Annotated in this window: 13 protein-coding genes; 6 read left to right on the forward strand and 7 right to left on the reverse strand. The window is 72.0% G+C overall.

Features of this window, described 5'->3' with window-relative positions; genetic code table 11:
• Positions 1–31: 31 nt before the first annotated feature.
• Together ACH4LD_RS28190 and ACH4LD_RS28195 are read left to right on the forward strand one after the other, a co-directional pair.
• The gene (locus ACH4LD_RS28190; protein ID WP_398055988.1) at positions 32–589 is read left to right on the forward strand and encodes a hypothetical protein; all 558 of its coding nucleotides are present in this window, start codon (positions 32–34) and stop codon (positions 587–589) included.
• Entirely contained in the window at positions 586–2,769 is a 2,184-nt protein-coding gene (locus ACH4LD_RS28195; protein WP_398055987.1) for a tetratricopeptide repeat protein, read from the forward strand. Before ACH4LD_RS28190 ends, ACH4LD_RS28195 begins: the two co-directional genes overlap by 4 nt.
• Here ACH4LD_RS28195 and ACH4LD_RS28200 read toward each other — a convergent pair.
• Both ACH4LD_RS28200 and ACH4LD_RS28205 read right to left on the reverse strand, forming a co-directional pair.
• Complete coding sequence (locus ACH4LD_RS28200; RefSeq protein WP_398055986.1) at positions 2,651–3,346, reverse strand: response regulator; 696 nt, start codon at positions 3,344–3,346, stop codon at positions 2,651–2,653. The two genes, ACH4LD_RS28195 and ACH4LD_RS28200, sit on opposite strands and share 119 nt — an antisense overlap.
• Positions 3,343–4,962 (reverse strand): ATP-binding protein, encoded by a 1,620-nt coding sequence (locus ACH4LD_RS28205; RefSeq protein WP_398055984.1) that lies wholly within the window; start codon positions 4,960–4,962, stop codon positions 3,343–3,345. Before ACH4LD_RS28205 ends, ACH4LD_RS28200 begins: the two co-directional genes overlap by 4 nt.
• Before the next feature lie 154 nt (positions 4,963–5,116).
• On the opposite strand from ACH4LD_RS28205, the gene ACH4LD_RS28210 reads away from it, so the two are divergent.
• Entirely contained in the window at positions 5,117–6,505 is a 1,389-nt protein-coding gene (locus tag ACH4LD_RS28210) for a cation:dicarboxylate symporter family transporter (RefSeq protein ID WP_398055983.1), read from the forward strand.
• A gap of 132 nt (positions 6,506–6,637) precedes the next feature.
• On the opposite strand, the gene ACH4LD_RS28215 is transcribed toward ACH4LD_RS28210, so the two are convergent.
• Positions 6,638–7,252: a TetR/AcrR family transcriptional regulator gene (locus ACH4LD_RS28215; protein ID WP_398055982.1), complete on the reverse strand. Its 615-nt coding sequence runs from the start codon at positions 7,250–7,252 to the stop codon at positions 6,638–6,640.
• Positions 7,253–7,390: 138 nt separating this feature from the next.
• Between ACH4LD_RS28215 and ACH4LD_RS28220 the strand changes: the two genes are divergently transcribed.
• The 3 genes from ACH4LD_RS28220 (at position 7,391) to ACH4LD_RS28230 (ending at position 12,343) form a co-directional block, all read left to right on the forward strand.
• Positions 7,391–9,064 (forward strand): MFS transporter, encoded by a 1,674-nt coding sequence (locus ACH4LD_RS28220; RefSeq protein ID WP_398055980.1) that lies wholly within the window; start codon positions 7,391–7,393, stop codon positions 9,062–9,064.
• Positions 9,065–9,167: 103 nt separating this feature from the next.
• A complete protein-coding gene (locus tag ACH4LD_RS28225) occupies positions 9,168–9,941 on the forward strand; it encodes a DUF2127 domain-containing protein (RefSeq protein ID WP_398055979.1) in 774 nt (257 codons plus the stop codon).
• A 170-nt stretch (positions 9,942–10,111) separates the two neighbouring features.
• Complete coding sequence (locus ACH4LD_RS28230) at positions 10,112–12,343, forward strand: AAA family ATPase (RefSeq protein WP_207928531.1); 2,232 nt, start codon at positions 10,112–10,114, stop codon at positions 12,341–12,343.
• Positions 12,344–12,409: 66 nt separating this feature from the next.
• Here ACH4LD_RS28230 and ACH4LD_RS28235 read toward each other — a convergent pair whose 3' ends face one another.
• From ACH4LD_RS28235 to ACH4LD_RS28250, 4 genes are all read right to left on the reverse strand, one after another.
• Positions 12,410–12,901, reverse strand: a complete 492-nt coding sequence (locus ACH4LD_RS28235) for a lipoprotein (protein ID WP_398055978.1) — start codon at positions 12,899–12,901, stop codon at positions 12,410–12,412.
• A gap of 67 nt (positions 12,902–12,968) precedes the next feature.
• Entirely contained in the window at positions 12,969–15,389 is a 2,421-nt protein-coding gene (glgB, locus tag ACH4LD_RS28240) for a 1,4-alpha-glucan branching enzyme (protein ID WP_398055977.1), read from the reverse strand.
• Positions 15,386–16,780, reverse strand: coding sequence for a maltokinase (locus ACH4LD_RS28245; protein WP_398055975.1), 1,395 nt, complete (start codon positions 16,778–16,780; stop codon positions 15,386–15,388). Before ACH4LD_RS28245 ends, glgB begins: the two co-directional genes overlap by 4 nt.
• Before the next feature lie 97 nt (positions 16,781–16,877).
• Positions 16,878–17,392: alpha-glucosidase C-terminal domain-containing protein (locus ACH4LD_RS28250; protein ID WP_356132224.1), on the reverse strand; the 515-nt coding region annotated here is incomplete at its 5' end.

The following is a 17,392-nucleotide window of genomic DNA, read 5'->3' on the forward strand; positions in this document are numbered from 1 at the left end:
ACTGCCGGTACTGCCGGGGGAAGGGGCTTACGTGCCGGAACGAGACGTCACCGTGGGGCAGTTGCTGCTCACCGAGTACCAGGCCGTCAAGGACGAGCAGAAGACACGGATCGGCTTCCGGGACAACCTGCTGTACGTCACCCTGACCGTGGTGGCGGCCGTCATCGCGGCGGCGGCCCAGGCCAAGCAGCCGGCGATGCTGCTGGCGCTGCCGCCGGTGTGCGTGGTCCTCGGTTGGACGTACCTCGTCAACGATCACAAGATCTCGGCGATCGGGGCGTACGTGCGGGGAGACTTGGGGCCCCGGCTCGCCGCACTGGCCCAGGCGGAGGGCGGCGAGGTCTTCAGGTGGGAGGCCGCGCACCGGGGAGACTCCCGGCGCGTCTCCCGAAAGGTCACGCAGTGCGTCGTGGACCTGCTGGCCTTCTGCGTCGTGCCATCGGGCGCGCTCGTCGTGTACTGGGCGGGTGGTGGCGCCTCGGTCGGGCTGGTGGTCGTGTCCGTGCTGGAGGCGGTCGCGGTCGTGGGGCTGGGGGTGTGCGTGGTGCGGTACGCCGTGCCGTTCGGGGCTGGGGGCGGGACCGGGTGAGCGATGTCGTCGACTTCCGGGGCGGGGATTTCCGGGGGCCGGTTATCGGCAAGGCGGAGTACCGGCAGCAGGCACCGGCGCCAACGGCCCTGGACGCGTTGCCACCGCCGGCCGCTGGATTCACGGGCCGGGACGAGGAGCTGGGCCAGCTGAGGGCCGCGCTCGATCCCTCGGGCCCGGGTGGTGAACAGGCCGTCCTCGTCACCGCCGTCTCCGGGCTCGGCGGCATCGGCAAAACGGCGCTGGCGGTGCGGGCGGCGTACGCGGCGCGGGAGGCCGGGTGGTTTCCGGGCGGCGTGCTCTTCGTCGACCTGCACGGCTACGACGACGCTCCCGTCACGGCGGACCAGGCGTTGCAGTCGCTGCTGCGGGCGCTGGGCGTGGAGCCGGAGCACATTCCGGCCACAGCGGACGAACGGGCGGGGTTGTACCGGTCGGTGCTGGCCGAGCGGGAGGCGGTGCTGGTCCTCGCCGACAACGCGTCGTCGCCGGAGCAGGTGCGGCCGTTGCTGCCGGGGGGCTCGCGGCACCGGGTGCTGGTCACCTCGCGGGATCGGCTGGCTCAGCTGGGGGCGCGGCTGGTGCCGTTGGATCAGTTGACGCCGGAGGCGGCGTATGAACTCCTCGACCGGGCCCTGCGTATCGCCGACCCCGAGGACAACCGGGTTGTCGAGGAGGCGGAGGCGGCGTCACGGCTGGCTGGGCTGTGCGGGTACCTGCCACTGGCTTTGCAGATCGCAGTGAGCCTGTTGGCGGAGGATCCCGGCAAGTCGGTCGCGGAACTCGCCGACGAGTTGGGTACGTCATGCAAGCGGCTCGACGCCCTGGACGACGGTCACCGCAACCTGCGAGCCGCTTTCAACCTCTCGTACCGGAGACTCCCGGCCGAGCACGCACGCCTGCTCAGCCTGCTCGCCCTCGCGCCGGGACCCGAGGTGACCGAGGAGGTTGCCGCCGTGCTGGTTGGAGGGACGGAGCCACCCGCAGCGGGGCTCAAGGCTCTGGTCCGAGCGCACCTGGTGGAGCGGGGAAAGGGCTGTGGGTGTTGGCGGATGCACGACTTGGTACGTGCGTTCGGGCTTGGCGAGCTGGCTAAGGACCCAGAGGCGCGGGATGCTGCGCGGGAGCGGGTGCTGATCCACTACCACCGGTGGGCGGAAGCGGCGGATGATCGGTTGAAGTGGCTCCCCGGGAAACCTGAGCCGACGCGCTTCGCCACCCGGGCCGAAGCGTTGGCTTGGCTGGACAGCGAGCGTACGGGACTGGTGGTTGCGGTGCAGTGGGGACACCACGAGAGGTTCGCTCAAACCGCGGCTCGACTGGGCGAGTGCCTGGTGGAATACCTGGACTGGCGACGGTACTTCGACGACTGGGTTGACGTGGCCACTGCAGCATTGAAGACCGCACGCCGCAGCGGTGATGCCTTGGTGGAGGGCAATGCATGGAACAGCCTTGGGCTGGCGCTGCGGAAAGTGGGTCGGTTACCAGAGGCGATCAACGCCCATCTGCGGGCCCGCGATCTGCATCAGGCCGATGGGGACCCGCATCGCGAGGCCATTGCTTGGGGCAACCTCGGACTGGACCTGCAGGACGCGGGTCGCTCATGGGAGGCGATCGACGCTCACGCTCGTGCTTGCGAGTTGTTCGTGATCGGTGACGATCTCACTCATGAAGGCACGGCGTGGAGCAACCTTGGCGTCGCCCTGTGGGCAGTGGGTCTCATGCAGGAATCGATTGATGCCCTGGTCCTGGCCCGTCACCTGCATCGGGCGACGAAAGACCGCCTGCGTGAGGGCAACGCATCAAACAACCTCGGACTCGCGTTACTGGAGACCGGCCGAGTCCAAGAGGCGTTCGAGGCCTTCAGCGAGGCGATGACCATCTTCCGGGAGAACGAGAACTGGTACGGGGTGGGCAAGAGTCTCCACAATCTCGCCCTCGCTCATATGGCCGCCGACGAGCCCGTCGACGCGGAGAGCTGTTGGCTCTCGGCTGCCAACGCGTACCTCCGCGGCAACGCTTCCGACAAAGCCGCCCAAGCCCGCGCAGCCGCAGCCGCCCTCACCGTCCCTGAGACACCCACCGGTACACCAGCTCCGGCCGACCCACCTGCCCGTACAGCGGGCTCCGGCCGGCCCTTCCCGCGTCCACCAGGTGCTCCAGGTACCGCCGGGCGGTGATCCGGGAGATGCCCACCGCCTCGGCCACGCCGGCCGCCGTGAGGCCCTCCGCAGACGCCTCGCGGAGCGCGGACGTCACCCGTTCCAGCGTCGGCCCGCTCAGACCCTTCGGCAGGGCCGCCGGTGTCGGGGCGCGCAGGGCCGCCAGGGCGCGGTCGACCTCGTCCTGGCCGCTCGCCTCGCCCACCGCCGCGTGGAACTCGGCGTAACGGACCAGCCGATCCCTCAACGTCGCGAAGGTGAACGGTTTCAGGACGTACTGGACGACGCCCAGGGAGACCCCCTCCCGTACCACCGCCAGGTCGCGCGCGGACGTCACCGCTATCACGTCCGCGTGATGCCCGGCCGCCCGCAGGGACCGGGCCAGTTGCAGGCCGTGGACGTCGGGTAGGTGCAGGTCCAGCAGCAGGAGGTCCACCGGCGTGCGGTCCAGCAGGCGCCGTGCCTCCGCCCCCGTGTGCGCCTTCCCGACCGCGACGAAGCCCGGTACCCGGCCGACGTACATCACGTGCGCGTCGGCGGCCACCGGGTCGTCCTCGACGACGAGGACACGGATGGGCTGCTCCTCGTGCGTCATCGGGCGCCGCCCGTGGACGTGCGCAACGGCAACCGCACCTCGAACACCGCTCCGCTCTCCTCCGCCTCGGCCACCGTCAACGTGCCGTCGTGGCGGTTCACCGCCTGCCGGACCAGGGCCAGCCCGAGTCCCCGCCCCCCGGGTTCGGCCGGCTTGGTGGAGAACCCCCGCTGGAACACCAGGTCGGCGTGGGCGGGGTCGACCCCCGGGCCGGTGTCCGAGACGCGGAGCACCACTTCGGCGGCCGTAGCGTACGCCGTCACCGTCACCCGGGCCCGCGCGCTGCCCTGCGCCGCGTCCACCGCGTTGTCGATCAGGTTGCCGAGGATGGTCACCAGGTCGCGGGCGGACAGGCTCTGAGGGAGCAGACCGTCGTCCAGCCGGCTGTCCGGCGAGACCACCAGCTCCACGCCCCGCTCGTTCGCCTGCGCGGTCTTGCCCAGCAGCAGCGCGGCCAGCACCGGCTCGCCGACCGCCGCCACCACCTGGTCGGTCAGGGCCTGCGCCAGCTCCAGTTCGGCCGTGGCGAACTCCACGGCCTCCTCGGCCCGGCCCAGCTCGATCAGGGAGACGACCGTGTGCAGGCGGTTCGCCGCCTCGTGCGCCTGTGAGCGCAGCGCCTGGGTGAAGCCCCGTTCCGAGTCCAGCTCACCCATCAGCGACTGGAGTTCGGTGACGTCGCGGAGCGTCACGACCGTGCCCCGCTGTTCACCGCCCGACACCGGGGACGTGTTCACGACCAGCACCCGGGACGCCGTCAGGTGCACCTCGTCCACCCGGGGCTCCGAGGACAGCAGGGCGCCCGTCAGCGGGGCGGGCAGACCCAGGTCGGCCACCGAGCGGCCGACCACGTCCTCCTCCGGGCCCACGCCCAGCAGGTCCCGGCCGCCGTCGTTGATCAGCGCCACCCGGTACCGGCCGTCCAGCATCAGCAGCCCCTCGCGGACGGCGTGCAGCGCCGCCTGGTGGTAGTCGTGCATCCGGCTCAGCTCGGTGGCGTTCATGCCGTGGGTGTGGCGGCGCAGCCGGGCGTTGATCACGTACGTGCCGACCGCGCCCAGCAGCAGCGCCACGCCCGCCACCCCGAGCAGGGCCGTGACCTGGTCCTGGACCCGGGCGCTGATCGTCTCCACCTTGATGCCGGCGCTCACCAGGCCGACGATCCGGCCGTTGTCCGAGATGGGGGTCACCGCGCGGACGGACGCGCCGAGCGTGCCGGTGTAGGTCTCGGTGAAGGTACGGCCGTGCTGGGCCGGGCCGATGTTGCCGAGGAAGCGTTTGCCGATCTGGTTCTGATCGGGGTGGGTCCAGCGGATGCCGGACGGGTTCATGATCGTCACGAAGTCGACGTTGGCGTCCCGCATGACCTGGAGGGCGTACGGCTCCAGCCGGGCCGTGGGGTCGGGGGTGCGGATCGCCTCGCGGACCGAAGGGGAGTCGGCGATCGACCGGGCCACCGCCGTGGCCTGCCGGGCGGCGGCGTCCTCGGCCTGCCGCTGGTCGCTGACGTAGGTGAACAGCGCGTACCCGGCCACCACCACCGCTATCAGCACGGCCTGCATGGCGAACAGCTGGCCGGCCAGGCTCCGGGGCCGCGGGAGGGTGGGTACGCGCATGTCAGCAGTGTGCCTCTCCGGTTAAGCGTGAACTAAATGAACGGAAGGGTGACCGCCCTCACAGGCCGGGAGATAGTCACGGCATTCCCCAGAAACGCCCGGACGTGAGCCGCACGCCGGTTGTTCGCCGACGAAGACGTCAAGGAGGGCAGTCGTGGCCGCCAGCACCCCCGATACGGCACCTGCCGCACCCCGCGTGAAGCGGGACCGGACCCATTACCTGTACATCGCCGTCATCGTGGCGGTCGCGCTCGGCATCGGCGTGGGCCTGATCTGGCCCGATGCCGCGGTGGAGCTGAAGCCGCTGGGCACCGGGTTCGTGAACCTGATCAAGATGATGATCTCGCCGATCATCTTCTGCACGATCGTGCTCGGCATCGGATCGGTACGGAAGGCCGCCAAGGTCGGCGCCGTCGGCGGTATCGCCCTCGGCTACTTCCTCGTGATGTCGCTCGTCGCGCTCGCCATCGGGCTCGTCGTCGGCAATGTGCTGCACCCCGGTGACGGGCTGCACATCACCAACGCCATCAAGGCGACCGGGCACGACCAGGTGTCGCCGGACGCGCTGCCGCCCGTCGACTTCGTGCTGTCGATCATCCCGACCACGTTCGTCTCCGCGTTCACCGAGGGCCAGGTGCTCCAGACGCTGCTGGTGGCCCTGCTCGCCGGGTTCGCGCTCCAGGCCATGGGCTCGGCCGGACAGCCGGTGCTGCGCGGCATCGAGCACATCCAGCGGCTCGTCTTCCGCATCCTGTCCATGGTGATGTGGGCGGCGCCGATCGGTGCCTTCGGTGCCATCGCGGCGGTGGTCGGTTCGGCCGGCATCGACGCGCTCAAGAGCCTCGCCGTGCTGATGCTCGGCTTCTACGTCACCTGCTTCCTGTTCGTCTTCATCGTGCTCGGCGCGCTGCTCCGGGTCGTCGCGGGCCTGAACGTCTTCTCCCTGTTCAAGTACCTCGCCCGGGAGTTCCTGCTGATCCTGTCGACCTCTTCGTCGGAGTCCGCGCTGCCGCGGCTGATCGCGAAGATGGAGCACCTGGGCGTCAGCCGGCCGGTCGTCGGCATCACCGTGCCGACCGGGTACTCGTTCAACCTCGACGGCACGATGATCTACATGACCATGGCGTCGCTGTACATCGCGGACGCGCTGGGTACGCCGATGTCGATCGGCGAGCAGATCCCGCTGCTGCTGTTCCTGCTGCTGGCCTCGAAGGGCGCGGCCGGTGTCAGCGGTGCGGGCCTCGCCACCCTGGCCGGCGGTCTGCAGTCGCACAAGCCGGCGCTGGTGGACGGGGTCGGGCTGATCGTCGGCATCGACCGCTTCATGAGCGAGGCGCGGGCGCTGACGAACTTCGCGGGCAACGCGGTCGCGACGGTGCTGGTCGGCACGTGGACCAAGGAGATCGACAAGGTCCGGGTGCGGCGGGTGCTGGCCGGGGAGCTGCCGTTCGACGAGACCACCCTGTTGGATGAGGGCGGGTCCGAGGTGAAGGAGGTTCCCGAGCCTCGGGAGGACGGCGAGAAGGAACTCGCCAAGGCCTGATCCACCCTGTAGTTCCGGACGTCCGGCCCCGCCTGAACCCGGGCCGGGCGTTCGGGTGCCGCCGCCGGGCGGCTGAGGCTCCCCCGTGCCTCAGCCGCCCGGCTTTCCTCTTTCCGCCCGGACACCCCATTGCTACGACACCTCGGCCACCAGCTCGGTGGCCCGTGAGGCGGGTACGCCCGCCGCGGTCAGGACGGCGACCGTGGCGGAGCGGCCCGCCTCTTCCGCTGTCAGGAGCCCGTCGTTCACCGCCTCCATCACCGCGAACAGCATCTGCTCGTGCACGTACGCCAGGGCCGGCGCGGGCAGCGGGGAGCTGAAGGCGCCTTCGTCCAGGCCGCGCTGGAGGAGGCGGATCTTGTTCTCGCGCAGCGGCGCGAGGCGTTCGCGGATGCCCTGCACGGTGACCGTGCGCTGGGCCAGGGCGATCAGCAGCCGGTAGCGGTCGGCGACCGGCCACAGGGCGAGCACCGAGCGGGCCACGGCCTCCGCCGGGTCGGTCACTCCGGCACGGGCCCGGGCGTCCGCGTCCGCCAGCGCCTGCACCGCTCCGTCGACCAGGGTGCCGATCAGCGCCTCCCGGCTGGGGAAGTGGCCGTAGACCGTCCGTCGTACGACTCCTGCCGCGCGCGCGATCTGGTCCATGGAGGCGTCGGGGTCGCGCAGCAGCTCGGCGAGGGCGACGTCGAGGATGCGGCGCCGGTTGGCGTCGGCGCGGCTGGTGTTACCCGTGGTCATGGCGGTCATTGTGCCTCCCCGGAGGTTTGCCGGGCGTCTTCCGGTCGACTTGCACAGCGTTGTGCATCGACGTACATTGCACATGGTTGTGCAATTGCACGCCATTGTGCAAGTCCTGTCGCGTACCCGAGGAAGGCGACCCCTGCCATGCGACTCGTCATGACCGAACCGGTCGGAAGGACGGACCGCCCCTACGCCCGGAGGTGGTGGGCGCTGCTGGTGCTCTGCCTCAGCCTGTTGATCATCGTGATGGCGAACACCGCCCTCACGGTCGCGGCACCCGACATGACCCGGGACCTCGGGCTCTCCAGCGCCGACCTGCAATGGGTGATCGACGGCTACACCGTCCCCTACGCCGCGCTGATGCTGCTGCTCGGCGCCATCGGCGACAAGTACAGCCGGCGCGGCGCGCTCGTCCTCGGCCTGGTGGTGTTCGGCGGCGGCGGCGTCTTCGGGTACCTCGCCGACAGCGCGGCCACCGTCATCGCGGCGCGGGCCGTGATGGGCGTCGGCGCGGCGCTGATCATGCCGGCCACGCTGTCCCTGCTGGCCGCGACCTTCCCCCGCGCCGAGCGGGCCAAGGCGATCACCCTGTGGACCGCCACCGCGGGGCTCGCCATCGCCGCCGGACCGGTCGTCGCCGGCGCCCTGCTGCGCGACCACGGCTGGTCCTCGACCTTCCTGATCAACGTGCCCGTCGCGGCCGTCGCGATCGTCGCCGCCCTCGTCCTCGTGCCGCCGTCCCGGGCCGGCCACCACGACCGCGTCGACTACGTCGGCGGGCTGCTGTCGGTGCTGTGGACCGGCGCGCTCGTCTACATGATCATCGAGGGTCCGCACTTCGGCTGGGGCACCAAGGCCGTCGCCGCGGCGGTGACCGCCGGTGTGGGTCTGGTCGCCTTCGTGCTGTGGGAGCTGCGCCACCCGCGCCCGATCCTGGACGTGCGCCGCTTCACCGGCCGCCGCTTCGCCGGCTCCAACCTCGCCGTCGCCCTGTTCTTCCTGGCCGTCTTCGGCGCCTTCTACTACCTCACCCAGCACCTCCAGTTCGTCCTCGGCTACGACGCCCTGGAGACCGGTGTGCGCATGCTCCCGCTCGCCGGCGCCGTCTTCGTCGGCTCCGCGCTGACCGGCTGGCTCACCCCGCGCGTCGGCATGAAGTGGACCGTCAGCGCGGGCATGGTCGGCGGTACGACCGCCCTCGCCCTGCTCACCCGGGTGGACGCGGGCTCCACGTACGGAGACTTCGTGGCGCCCCTCGTCATCCTGGGCCTCGCCATCGGCCTCGCCCTCTCGCCCTGCACCGACGCCATCATGGGCGCGTTCCCGGAGTCCGAGCTGGGCGTCGGCGGCGCTGTCAACGACACCTCGCTGGAGCTGGGCGGCTCGCTCGGCATCGCGATCCTCGGCTCCCTGCTCGCCACCTCCTACGGCGACCATCTGAGCGACGCCACCGCCGGCAGCAAGCTCCCGGCGAGCGCCCTGGACACCGCACAGGACTCGGTCGGCGCCGGGTACGCCGTCGCGCAGGGCATCGGCGAGAAGGCGCAGCAGGCCGCCGCGCGGGCCCAGCAGGCGAGCGACCCGCAGCAGGCCGCGCAGCTCAAGCAGCAGGCCGGTGAGCTGGCCGCCGGCGCCCGGCAGATGGCCGACGCGGTGGGCTCCGCCTTCTCCGACGCGGTCGCCCGCACGAGCCTGGTCGGCGCGGTGATCCTGGGTGTCGGCACCGTCCTGGTGGCCGTCCTGCTGCCGCGCCGCGAGGCCGGCGCGCCGCAGACCGCGACCGAGGAGAGGGAGCTGGTGGACAGCGCGGCCGAGTGACCGACCGCTCCCCTCGTCCGTGCCGTTCCGGGCCGACCGGAACGGCACGTTCGTGTACGACGTCCGTACGGTTGGTGTCCATACGAGTGCGGAGGCATGGGGGATGAAGATCGACTGGGACCGGCGGACCTGCGCGCGCAAGGGCCATGTGACCTACGCGCCGGACGACCCCCGGCTGCGCGTCCGGCTGCACGCGCGGACCGCGCTCGGGGACGTCTGGCGGTGCCTGCGCTGCGGTGACTTCGTGCTCGGCGAGCCGCACGGCTCGGGTCCGGCCGCCGACGCGCCGCTGGTGCCGCGCGGCACGGTGCTCCGGGACCTGTTCGTCCTGCGCTTCCTCGCCGTCGAGCGGGCCCTGCGCGGGGTGTTCATCGTGCTGGTCGCGATCGCGGTGTGGAAGTTCAGCAACAGCCAGGACGCGGTGCGCCGCCTGTTCGACGAGTACCTGGACGTCTTCCGGCCGGTCTTCCGGCACTTCCACTACGACCTGGACCACTCGCCGGTCATCGGTTCCGTCCAGAAGGCGTTCGGCTACCGGCACTCCACCCTCCTGCTGGTCGCCGGACTTCTGCTGGCCTACGCGCTCATCGAGCTGATCGAGGCCGTCGGTCTCTGGTACGCCAAGCGCTGGGCGGAGTATCTGACGGTGGTCGCGACGGCCGCCTTCCTCCCGCTGGAGATCTACGAACTCACCGAGCACATCAGCTGGCTGAAGATCGCCACGCTGGTGCTGAACATCCTCGCGGTCCTTTACATCGCCCTGACCAAGCGGCTCTTCGGTCTGCGCGGCGGGCGGCGGAAGTTCGAGGAGGAACGGCACAGCGCCTCGCTGATGGAGGTGGAGGAGTCGGCGGGCGTGGTGTCGGCACCGCTGTAGACCCGGTCCCGCCCATCAAAAAATCCCCTGAGCAATTGCGCTCGGGGGATTGCTGTGCGTATATTCAATGATTCGTGACTTCATTGAGGAAGAGTCACGGAGTAATTCACTGAACACAGTATATCCGGGCGGGAGCGGAATTGTCAAACACCGACTTTCCAGACGATGAAATCCGGCACGAACAGGAATTCATCGACGGACTGTACGCGCGCGTGGACGTGCTGCGCGGCGAGGCCGAGACCTCCGTCGCCGACGCGCTCGCCCAGGGCGACAAGCCCATGCAGGCCCGGCTGGAGCGGGACATCCTGGTCGCCGAGCGCTCCGGACTGCTCGCCGCGCTGAACGCCGTGGACGGCTCGCTCTGCTTCGGCCGGATCGACCTCGCCGACGGCACCAAGCACCACATCGGCCGGATCGGGCTGCGCGAGGACGACGCCGAGCGCACGCCCGTCCTCATCGACTGGCGGGCCGACGTCGCCCGTCCCTTCTACCTGGCCACCGGCCACACCCCGATGGGCCTGCGCCGCCGCCGGCACATCGCCTCCGAAGGCCGGACCGTCACCTCCCTGCACGACGAGATCCTCGACCTCGGCGACGCCACCCGCACCGGGCACGAGGACCACAATGGCGACGCCGTCCTGCTGGCCGCGCTGAACTCGGCCCGCACCGGCCGGATGAGCGACATCGTGCAGACCATCCAGGCCGACCAGGACCGCATCATCCGGGCGCCGCACCGGGGTGTGCTGGTCGTGGAGGGCGGCCCCGGCACCGGCAAGACCGCGGTCGCCCTGCACCGCGCGGCCTACCTGCTGTACGAGCACCGCGAGCTGCTGGCCCGCCGCGCCGTCCTCATCGTCGGCCCGAACCCGGCCTTCCTCGGCTACATCGGCGAGGTGCTGCCCTCCCTCGGCGAGACCGGGGTGCTGCTGGCCACGGTCGGCGAGCTGTTCCCCGGCGTGAAGGCCACCGCCGCCGACCCGCCCGAGGCCGCCGCCGTCAAGGGCCGCGCCGGCATGGCCGACGTGCTCGCCGCCGTCGTACGCGACCGGCAGGCCCTGCCCGACCCGGTCATCGCGATCGAGCACGACCGTGAGGTGCTCATGCTGGACGACGGCCTGGTGAACGTCGCCCGCGAGCGCACCCGCGCCGCCAAGCTGCCCCACAACGCCGCCCGCGAGTACTTCGAGGGGCACATCCTCAACACGCTCACCGAGCTGTACGCCGAGCGCGTGGGCACCGACCCCTACGACGGCAGCAGCCTGCTCGACGCCTCCGACATCACCCAGATCCGCGACGAAATCGCCGAGAACCCCGAGGTCTGGGACGCCATCGACCGGCTCTGGCCCCGGATCACCCCGCAGCGGCTGGTCGCCGACTTCCTCGCCGAGCCCGACGGCTACCTGCCGAAGGAGGACGCCGACGCGATCCGCCGCCCGGTGACCCGCGCCTGGACCGTCGCCGACGTACCCCTGCTGGACGAGGCGGCCGAGCTCCTCGGCGAGGACGACCGGGTGGCGCGCGCCCGCGCCGAACGCGAACGCGAGACGCAGGTGGCGTACGCCCAGGGCGTCCTGGACGTCTCCTACGCCTCCCGGACCTATGAGTTCGAGGACAAGGAGGAGGACGACCCGGACGCCTCCGAGGTGCTGTCCGCGCACCACATCATCGACGCGGAGCGGTTCGCCGAGCGGCACGAGGAGGCCGACCACCGCAGCGCCGCCGAGCGGGCCGCCGCCGACCGCACCTGGGCGTTCGGGCACATCATCGTGGACGAGGCGCAGGAACTGTCGCCGATGGCCTGGCGGCTGCTGATGCGGCGCAGCCCGACCCGTTCGATGACCCTGGTCGGCGACCCCGCCCAGACGGCGGAGGCGGCCGGCGTCGGCTCCTGGGCGGACATCCTCACCCCCTACGTCGAGGACCGCTGGGAGCACACCCGGCTGGGCGTCAACTACCGCACCCCCGCCGAGATCATGGACCTGGCGGCGGCCGTGGTCCGCGCCGGGAACCCGGACTTCGCACCGCCGAGTTCCGTCCGCTCCACCGGCGAACGCCCCTGGGTGCGGCGGGTGACCGACGACCTGCCCGGCGCGGTCGCCAAGGCGGTCGCCGAACTCACCCCGGCCGAGGGCCGGCTCGCGGTGATCGCCCCGCGCGGTCTGCACCGCGCCCTGGCCGCCCGCCTGGACGGCGTCACGGCCGGCGCCGAGCCCGACCTGACGCGGACGGTCGTCCTGCTCGACCCCCGGCAGTCCAAGGGCCTCGAATTCGACTCCGTGCTGGTGGTCGAGCCGGGCGCCTACGGCACGAGCGACCTGTACGTCGCCCTGACCCGGGCCACCCAGCGGCTCGGGGTGCTGCACACGGGGCCGCTGCCGGCGGGTCTGGCCGACACGGAGTGACGGTGGGGACGGAGGGGGCCCGGGGCGACGGCCGCCGGGCCCCCGCTCGGCCCTGATCGCCTTTCCTCAAGAGCCGGACGGATCGCTTCCGTGCCGCTCCTCCGCGGCGCCGGGCGTCGTGCGCAGGTCCATGTCCTCGGCCGACGTCAGCCCCTTCCCGGGACGCGCCCGGAAGGCCGCCGTCCAGGCCGTGGGCGGGCAGGAGCGGCCGTTGGGGTGCCGCTCGCGCAGCCGCGCCCGCGTGCTGTCCCGGACGACGACCCGGCCGTCCTTCCTGGACGCCACCGTGAGCCGCACCGGCACCGGGCCCGCGCCGATGTCGTCCGGCAGCCGCACCGACACCCTGGCGAGCGGGTCCCCGGGGTCGCCGGACGCCCGCTCCTCGCACGCGCCGTCCACGCACAGCCGTACCGTCACCGCGTCCCGCTGCTCACCGAAGTCCGCGGGCCGCCACAGCACGGCGACGCCCGACTCCATGTCCGCCTGGGTGCACGCCCTGCCCTGCGCACAGCCCGTCAGGGCCGCCACCGCGCCCAGAGCCACCACGACCCGCCGCATGTCCTCCACCTCCGCCCCACCGGGCGCCGAGCGTAGGCGCGGGGCGGGGCGGAGGGCAGAGGCCGGGTCAGGCCGGGCGCAGCCACACCGTCGCCAGCGGGGGCAGGGTCAGCCGGATGCTCGCCGGGCGGCCGTGCCAGGGCTGGGGCTCGGGCTTGACGACGTCCGGGTGGGTGACGTCGCCGCCGCCGTAGCGGGCCGCGTCGGTGTTCAGGACCTCCACCCAGGCCGGCACCTCCTCCGGCACCCCGAGGCGGTAGTCGTGGCGGACCACCGGAGCCAGGTGGGAGACCGCGAGCAGCGGGGTGCCCTCGGCGTCGTGGCGCAGGAACGCGAAGACGTTGTCGTCCGCCGCGTCCCCGGTGATCCACTCGAAGCCCGCCGGGTCGGTGTCCCGCTGCCACAGCGCCGGGGTCGCCCGGTAGACCGCGTTCAGGTCCCGGACCAGGTCCCGCACTCCCCGGTGGTCCGCCTCGGCGCCGTACGCCGGGTCGAGCAGCCACCAGTCGGGGCCGTGCGCCTCGGACCACTCGGCACCCTGCGCGAACTCCTGCCCCATGAAGAGGAGTTGCTTGCCCGGGTGGGCCCACATGAAGGCCAGGTAGGCGCGCAGGTCGGCGCGTTGCTGCCACCAGTCGCCGGGCATCTTCGACACCAGGGACCGCTTGCCGTGTACGACCTCGTCGTGGGAGATCGGCAGGACGTAGTTCTCGCTGTACGCGTACACCATCGAGAACGTCATCTCGTGGTGGTGGTACGCGCGGTGCACGGGGTCGTGGCTCATGTACTGGAGCGAGTCGTGCATCCAGCCCATGTTCCACTTCAGGCCGAAGCCGAGGCCGCCGAAGCCGCTCGGGCCCTTGTGGTGGGTGGGCCGGGTGACTCCGTCCCAGGCCGTGGACTCCTCGGCGACGGTCACCACGCCCGGGCAGCGCCGGTACACGGTGGCGTTCATCTCCTGGAGGAAGGCCACCGCGTCCAGGTTCTCCCGGCCGCCGTGCTCGTTCGGCGTCCACTGGCCCGGCTCGCGCGAGTAGTCCAGGTAGAGCATCGAGGCGACCGCGTCCACGCGCAGCCCGTCGATGTGGAACTCCTCGCACCAGTACACGGCGTTCGCGACGAGGAAGTTGCGCACCTCGCGCCGGCCGAAGTCGAACTCCAGCGTGCCCCAGTCCGGGTGCGCGGCCCGCAGCGGGTCGTGGTGCTCGTACAGCGGACGCCCGTCGAACTGAGCGAGCGCCCACTCGTCGCGCGGGAAGTGCGCCGGCACCCAGTCCATCAGCACCCCGATGCCGGCCTGGTGCAGCTTGTCCACCAGGTACTTGAAGTCGTCGGGGGTGCCGAGCCGGGCCGTCGGCGCGTAGAACCCGGTGACCTGGTAGCCCCAGGAACCGCCGAAGGGATGCTCGGCGACCGGCATCAGCTCGACGTGGGTGAAGCCCATCTCCTTCACGTATGCGGGGAGTTGCTCGGCGAGCTGGCGGTAGGTCAGCCCGGGGCGCCAGGACGGCAGGTGCACCTCGTAGACCGAGAAGGGGGCCTCGTGCACCGGGGTGTCCGCCCGGTGCGCCAGCCACTCGTCGTCACCCCACTCGTGGTGCGAGGCGTGCACGATCGAGGAGGTGGCGGGCGGGACCTCGGTACGGCGGGCCAGCGGGTCGGCCCGCTGGGTGCGTGAGCCGTCCGGGCGGGTGATCTCGAACTTGTACAGCTCGCCCTCGCCGATGCCCGGCACGAACAGCTCCCAGACCCCGGTGCCGCCGAGCGAGCGCATCGGGAAACCGGTGCCGTCCCAGAAGTTGAACCCGCCCGTGACCCGCACGCCCCGCGCGTTCGGCGCCCATACCGCGAACCGGGTGCCGGTGACGCCCTGGTGGGTGGTGACATGTGCGCCGAGCGCCTGCCAGAGCTGTTCGTGCCGGCCCTCGCCGATCAGGTGCAGGTCCAGCTCGCCGAGGGTGGGCAGGAAGCGGTAGGCGTCCTCGGTCTCGTGCACCGTGCCGTCGTACGTCACCAGCAGCCGGTAGCCGGGGACCTCGGTGAGGGGGAGCAGGCCGGAGAAGAAGCCGTCGCCGTCGTCGTGCAGCTCCGCCCGCAGCTCGCCCGAGACCACGGTGACCGCCCGCGCGTACGGGCGGAACGCGCGGAAGGCGACCCCGCCCGGCACCGGGTGCGCGCCCAGCACGGAGTGCGGATCGTGGTGGGTGCCGTGCAGCAGCCGTGCGCGGTCCCCGGCGTCGACGGCCGGGGACACGGCGACCTCCGCGACGGGGGCCGGCGCCGGCCCGGGGACCTGCACGGCGGGGGCCTGCGCCGGGATCTCCGCGGCCGGGGTCTGCGCGGGCGCCTCCGCGGCGGGGGCCGCCGCCTGCGCGGGGACCTCCCGCGCGGGCGGCTTCCTGGCGGCGGCCTCCTTCCTGGCCGCGGACTCCTTCTTGGCCTTGGCTTCCTTGTGGGCCTTGGATTCCTTGTGTCCCTTGGGGGTCACGGACGAGCCTCCTGGTCGGGCAGGGCGAGGCGGCGCACCGCGTTCAGCGGCACGGGGAGCCAGTCGGGCCGGTGCCGGGCCTCGTAGACGACCTCGTAGACCGCCTTGTCGGTCTCGTAGGCCCGCAGCAGCACCGGGTCGGTACGCGGATCGCGGCCGGCCACCTCCGCGTACCCGGAGCAGTAGGCGGCCCGGCAGGTGTGCGCCCAGTCCGGGGCGGGCGGGGTCGCCGAGTGGGCCGCGTAGTCGAAGGAGCGGAGCATCCCCGCGATGTCCCGCACCGGCGGCTGCGGCATGCGCCGCTCGGCCAGTGGCCGGGCCGGTTCGCCCTCGAAGTCGATGAGCGACCAGGCGCCGGACGGCGAGCGCAGGCACTGGCCCAGGTGCAGATCGCCGTGGACGCGCTGGGCGGTCCAGGTGCGGCCCTCGGCGGCGAGCGTGCCGAGCGCCTGGTACGCCGAGCGCAGCCCGCGCTCGTACGGCCGCAGCGCCGGCACCGCCTGCACGGCCGCCGCCAGCCGCTCGGTCATGCCGTCGACCAGCGCCTCCAGCTGGGCGTGGCCGAGGGTGACCGTCGGCAGGGCCCGGGCGAGCGCGGTGTGCACCTCGGCGGTGGCCCGGCCCAGCGCGCGGGCCTCGGCGGCGAAGTCCTCGCCCTTGGCCAGTTCGCGCAGCGCCAGCTCCCAGCCGTCGGCGGCGCCGCTCACGAACGGCTGGAGAACGGCCAGGACGTAGGTGTCCGCCGCCACCTCGGCGTGCAGCCAGGCCGTCGGCGCGGGCACCCTCGGGCAGTCCTCGCGGGCCAGGGCGAGGGGGAGCTCCAGGTCGGGGTTGACGCCGGGCACCACCCGGCGCAGCAGCTTGAGGATGAACGTATCTCCGTAGACCACGGAGGAGTTGGACTGTTCGGCGGTCATCAGCCGGGGCACGAGGCCGGGCCGGATCTCCTGCGCCGGGTCCCGTTCGAAGCACAGCCCGCCGATGCGGGCCTGGGTGCGCAAGGCCTCCAGGAGCACTTCGGCGGGCCGGGTGTCGTACAGGGCCTCGTACACCGTGCGTCCGGCGAGCGGGCCCTCGGTCACGTGTCCGATCAGCGCGGGCGCCAGCCGGGGCGGCAGCGCCTCGCGCACGCCTATGAGGAGCTGGTAGCAGTCACCGGGGTGCGGCGGGGCGCCGGGCACGGGGGGCTGGTGGACGCGTACCAGCAGGTGGTAGAGGCCCAGCCGGCCGTCGGGCGGCAGCAGTTCGGTCACGGACACGGGGGTGAACCCGGTGACCGGGCGGCCCTTGCCCGCGAACCAGCGCTGCCGGGGCAGCCAGGTGCGCAGCAGGGGGTCGAGCGAGGCGAGGACTGAACCGGTGGTGCCGGAAGAGGTGACCGTTTCCGCCATGGGCGTCACGTCCTTTCCCCGGGGGGCGTCGGGGTGTTACTGATGCGTGCCCCGGGTGGGGCGGTGGAAACGCCGCACCGCCCCGCCCGGGCCCGCGCTATACGGGTTCCCTGCGCAGCCGGAACCAGTAGAAGCCGTGTCCCGCGAGGGTGAGCAGGTACGGCAGCTCGCCGATCGCCGGGAACCGGACCCCGCCGAACAGCTCGACGGGGTGCCGCCCGCCGAACCGGCTCAGGTCCAGCTCCGTGGGCTGGGCGAAGCGGGAGAAGTTGTGGACGCACAGCACGAGGTCGTCCTCGTACTCGCGCAGGAAGGCGAGCACCGCCGGGTTCGACGACGGCAGCTCGGTGTAGGACCCCAGACCGAAGGCGGGGTTCTGCTTGCGGATCTCGATCATGCGGCGGGTCCAGTGCAGCAGGCTGGACGGTGAGGCCATGGACGCCTCGACATTGGTGACCTGGTAGCCGTAGACCGGGTCCATGATCGCGGGCAGGAACAGGCGTCCCGGGTCACAGGACGAGAAGCCGGCGTTGCGGTCGGGGGTCCACTGCATGGGGGTGCGGACGGCGTCGCGGTCGCCGAGCCAGATGTTGTCGCCCATGCCGATCTCGT

It is taken from the genome of Streptomyces sp. NPDC017676 (genome assembly GCF_044329325.1).
Lineage (GTDB): Bacteria > Actinomycetota > Actinomycetes > Streptomycetales > Streptomycetaceae > Streptomyces.

What these genes read in the sequence shown, in the direction of transcription:
- ACH4LD_RS28225 (WP_398055979.1), top strand. Translation starts at nt 9,168, where the DNA reads ATGAAGATCGACTGGGACCGGCGGACCTGCGCGCGCAAGGGCCATGTG.
- ACH4LD_RS28245 (WP_398055975.1), bottom strand. Translation starts at nt 16,780, where the DNA reads ATGGCGGAAACGGTCACCTCTTCCGGCACCACCGGTTCAGTCCTCGCC.
- ACH4LD_RS28235 (WP_398055978.1), bottom strand. Translation starts at nt 12,901, where the DNA reads ATGCGGCGGGTCGTGGTGGCTCTGGGCGCGGTGGCGGCCCTGACGGGC.
- ACH4LD_RS28200 (WP_398055986.1), bottom strand. Translation starts at nt 3,346, where the DNA reads ATGACGCACGAGGAGCAGCCCATCCGTGTCCTCGTCGTCGAGGACGAC.
- ACH4LD_RS28205 (WP_398055984.1), bottom strand. Translation starts at nt 4,962, where the DNA reads ATGCGCGTACCCACCCTCCCGCGGCCCCGGAGCCTGGCCGGCCAGCTG.
- ACH4LD_RS28215 (WP_398055982.1), bottom strand. Translation starts at nt 7,252, where the DNA reads ATGACCGCCATGACCACGGGTAACACCAGCCGCGCCGACGCCAACCGG.
- ACH4LD_RS28220 (WP_398055980.1), top strand. Translation starts at nt 7,391, where the DNA reads ATGCGACTCGTCATGACCGAACCGGTCGGAAGGACGGACCGCCCCTAC.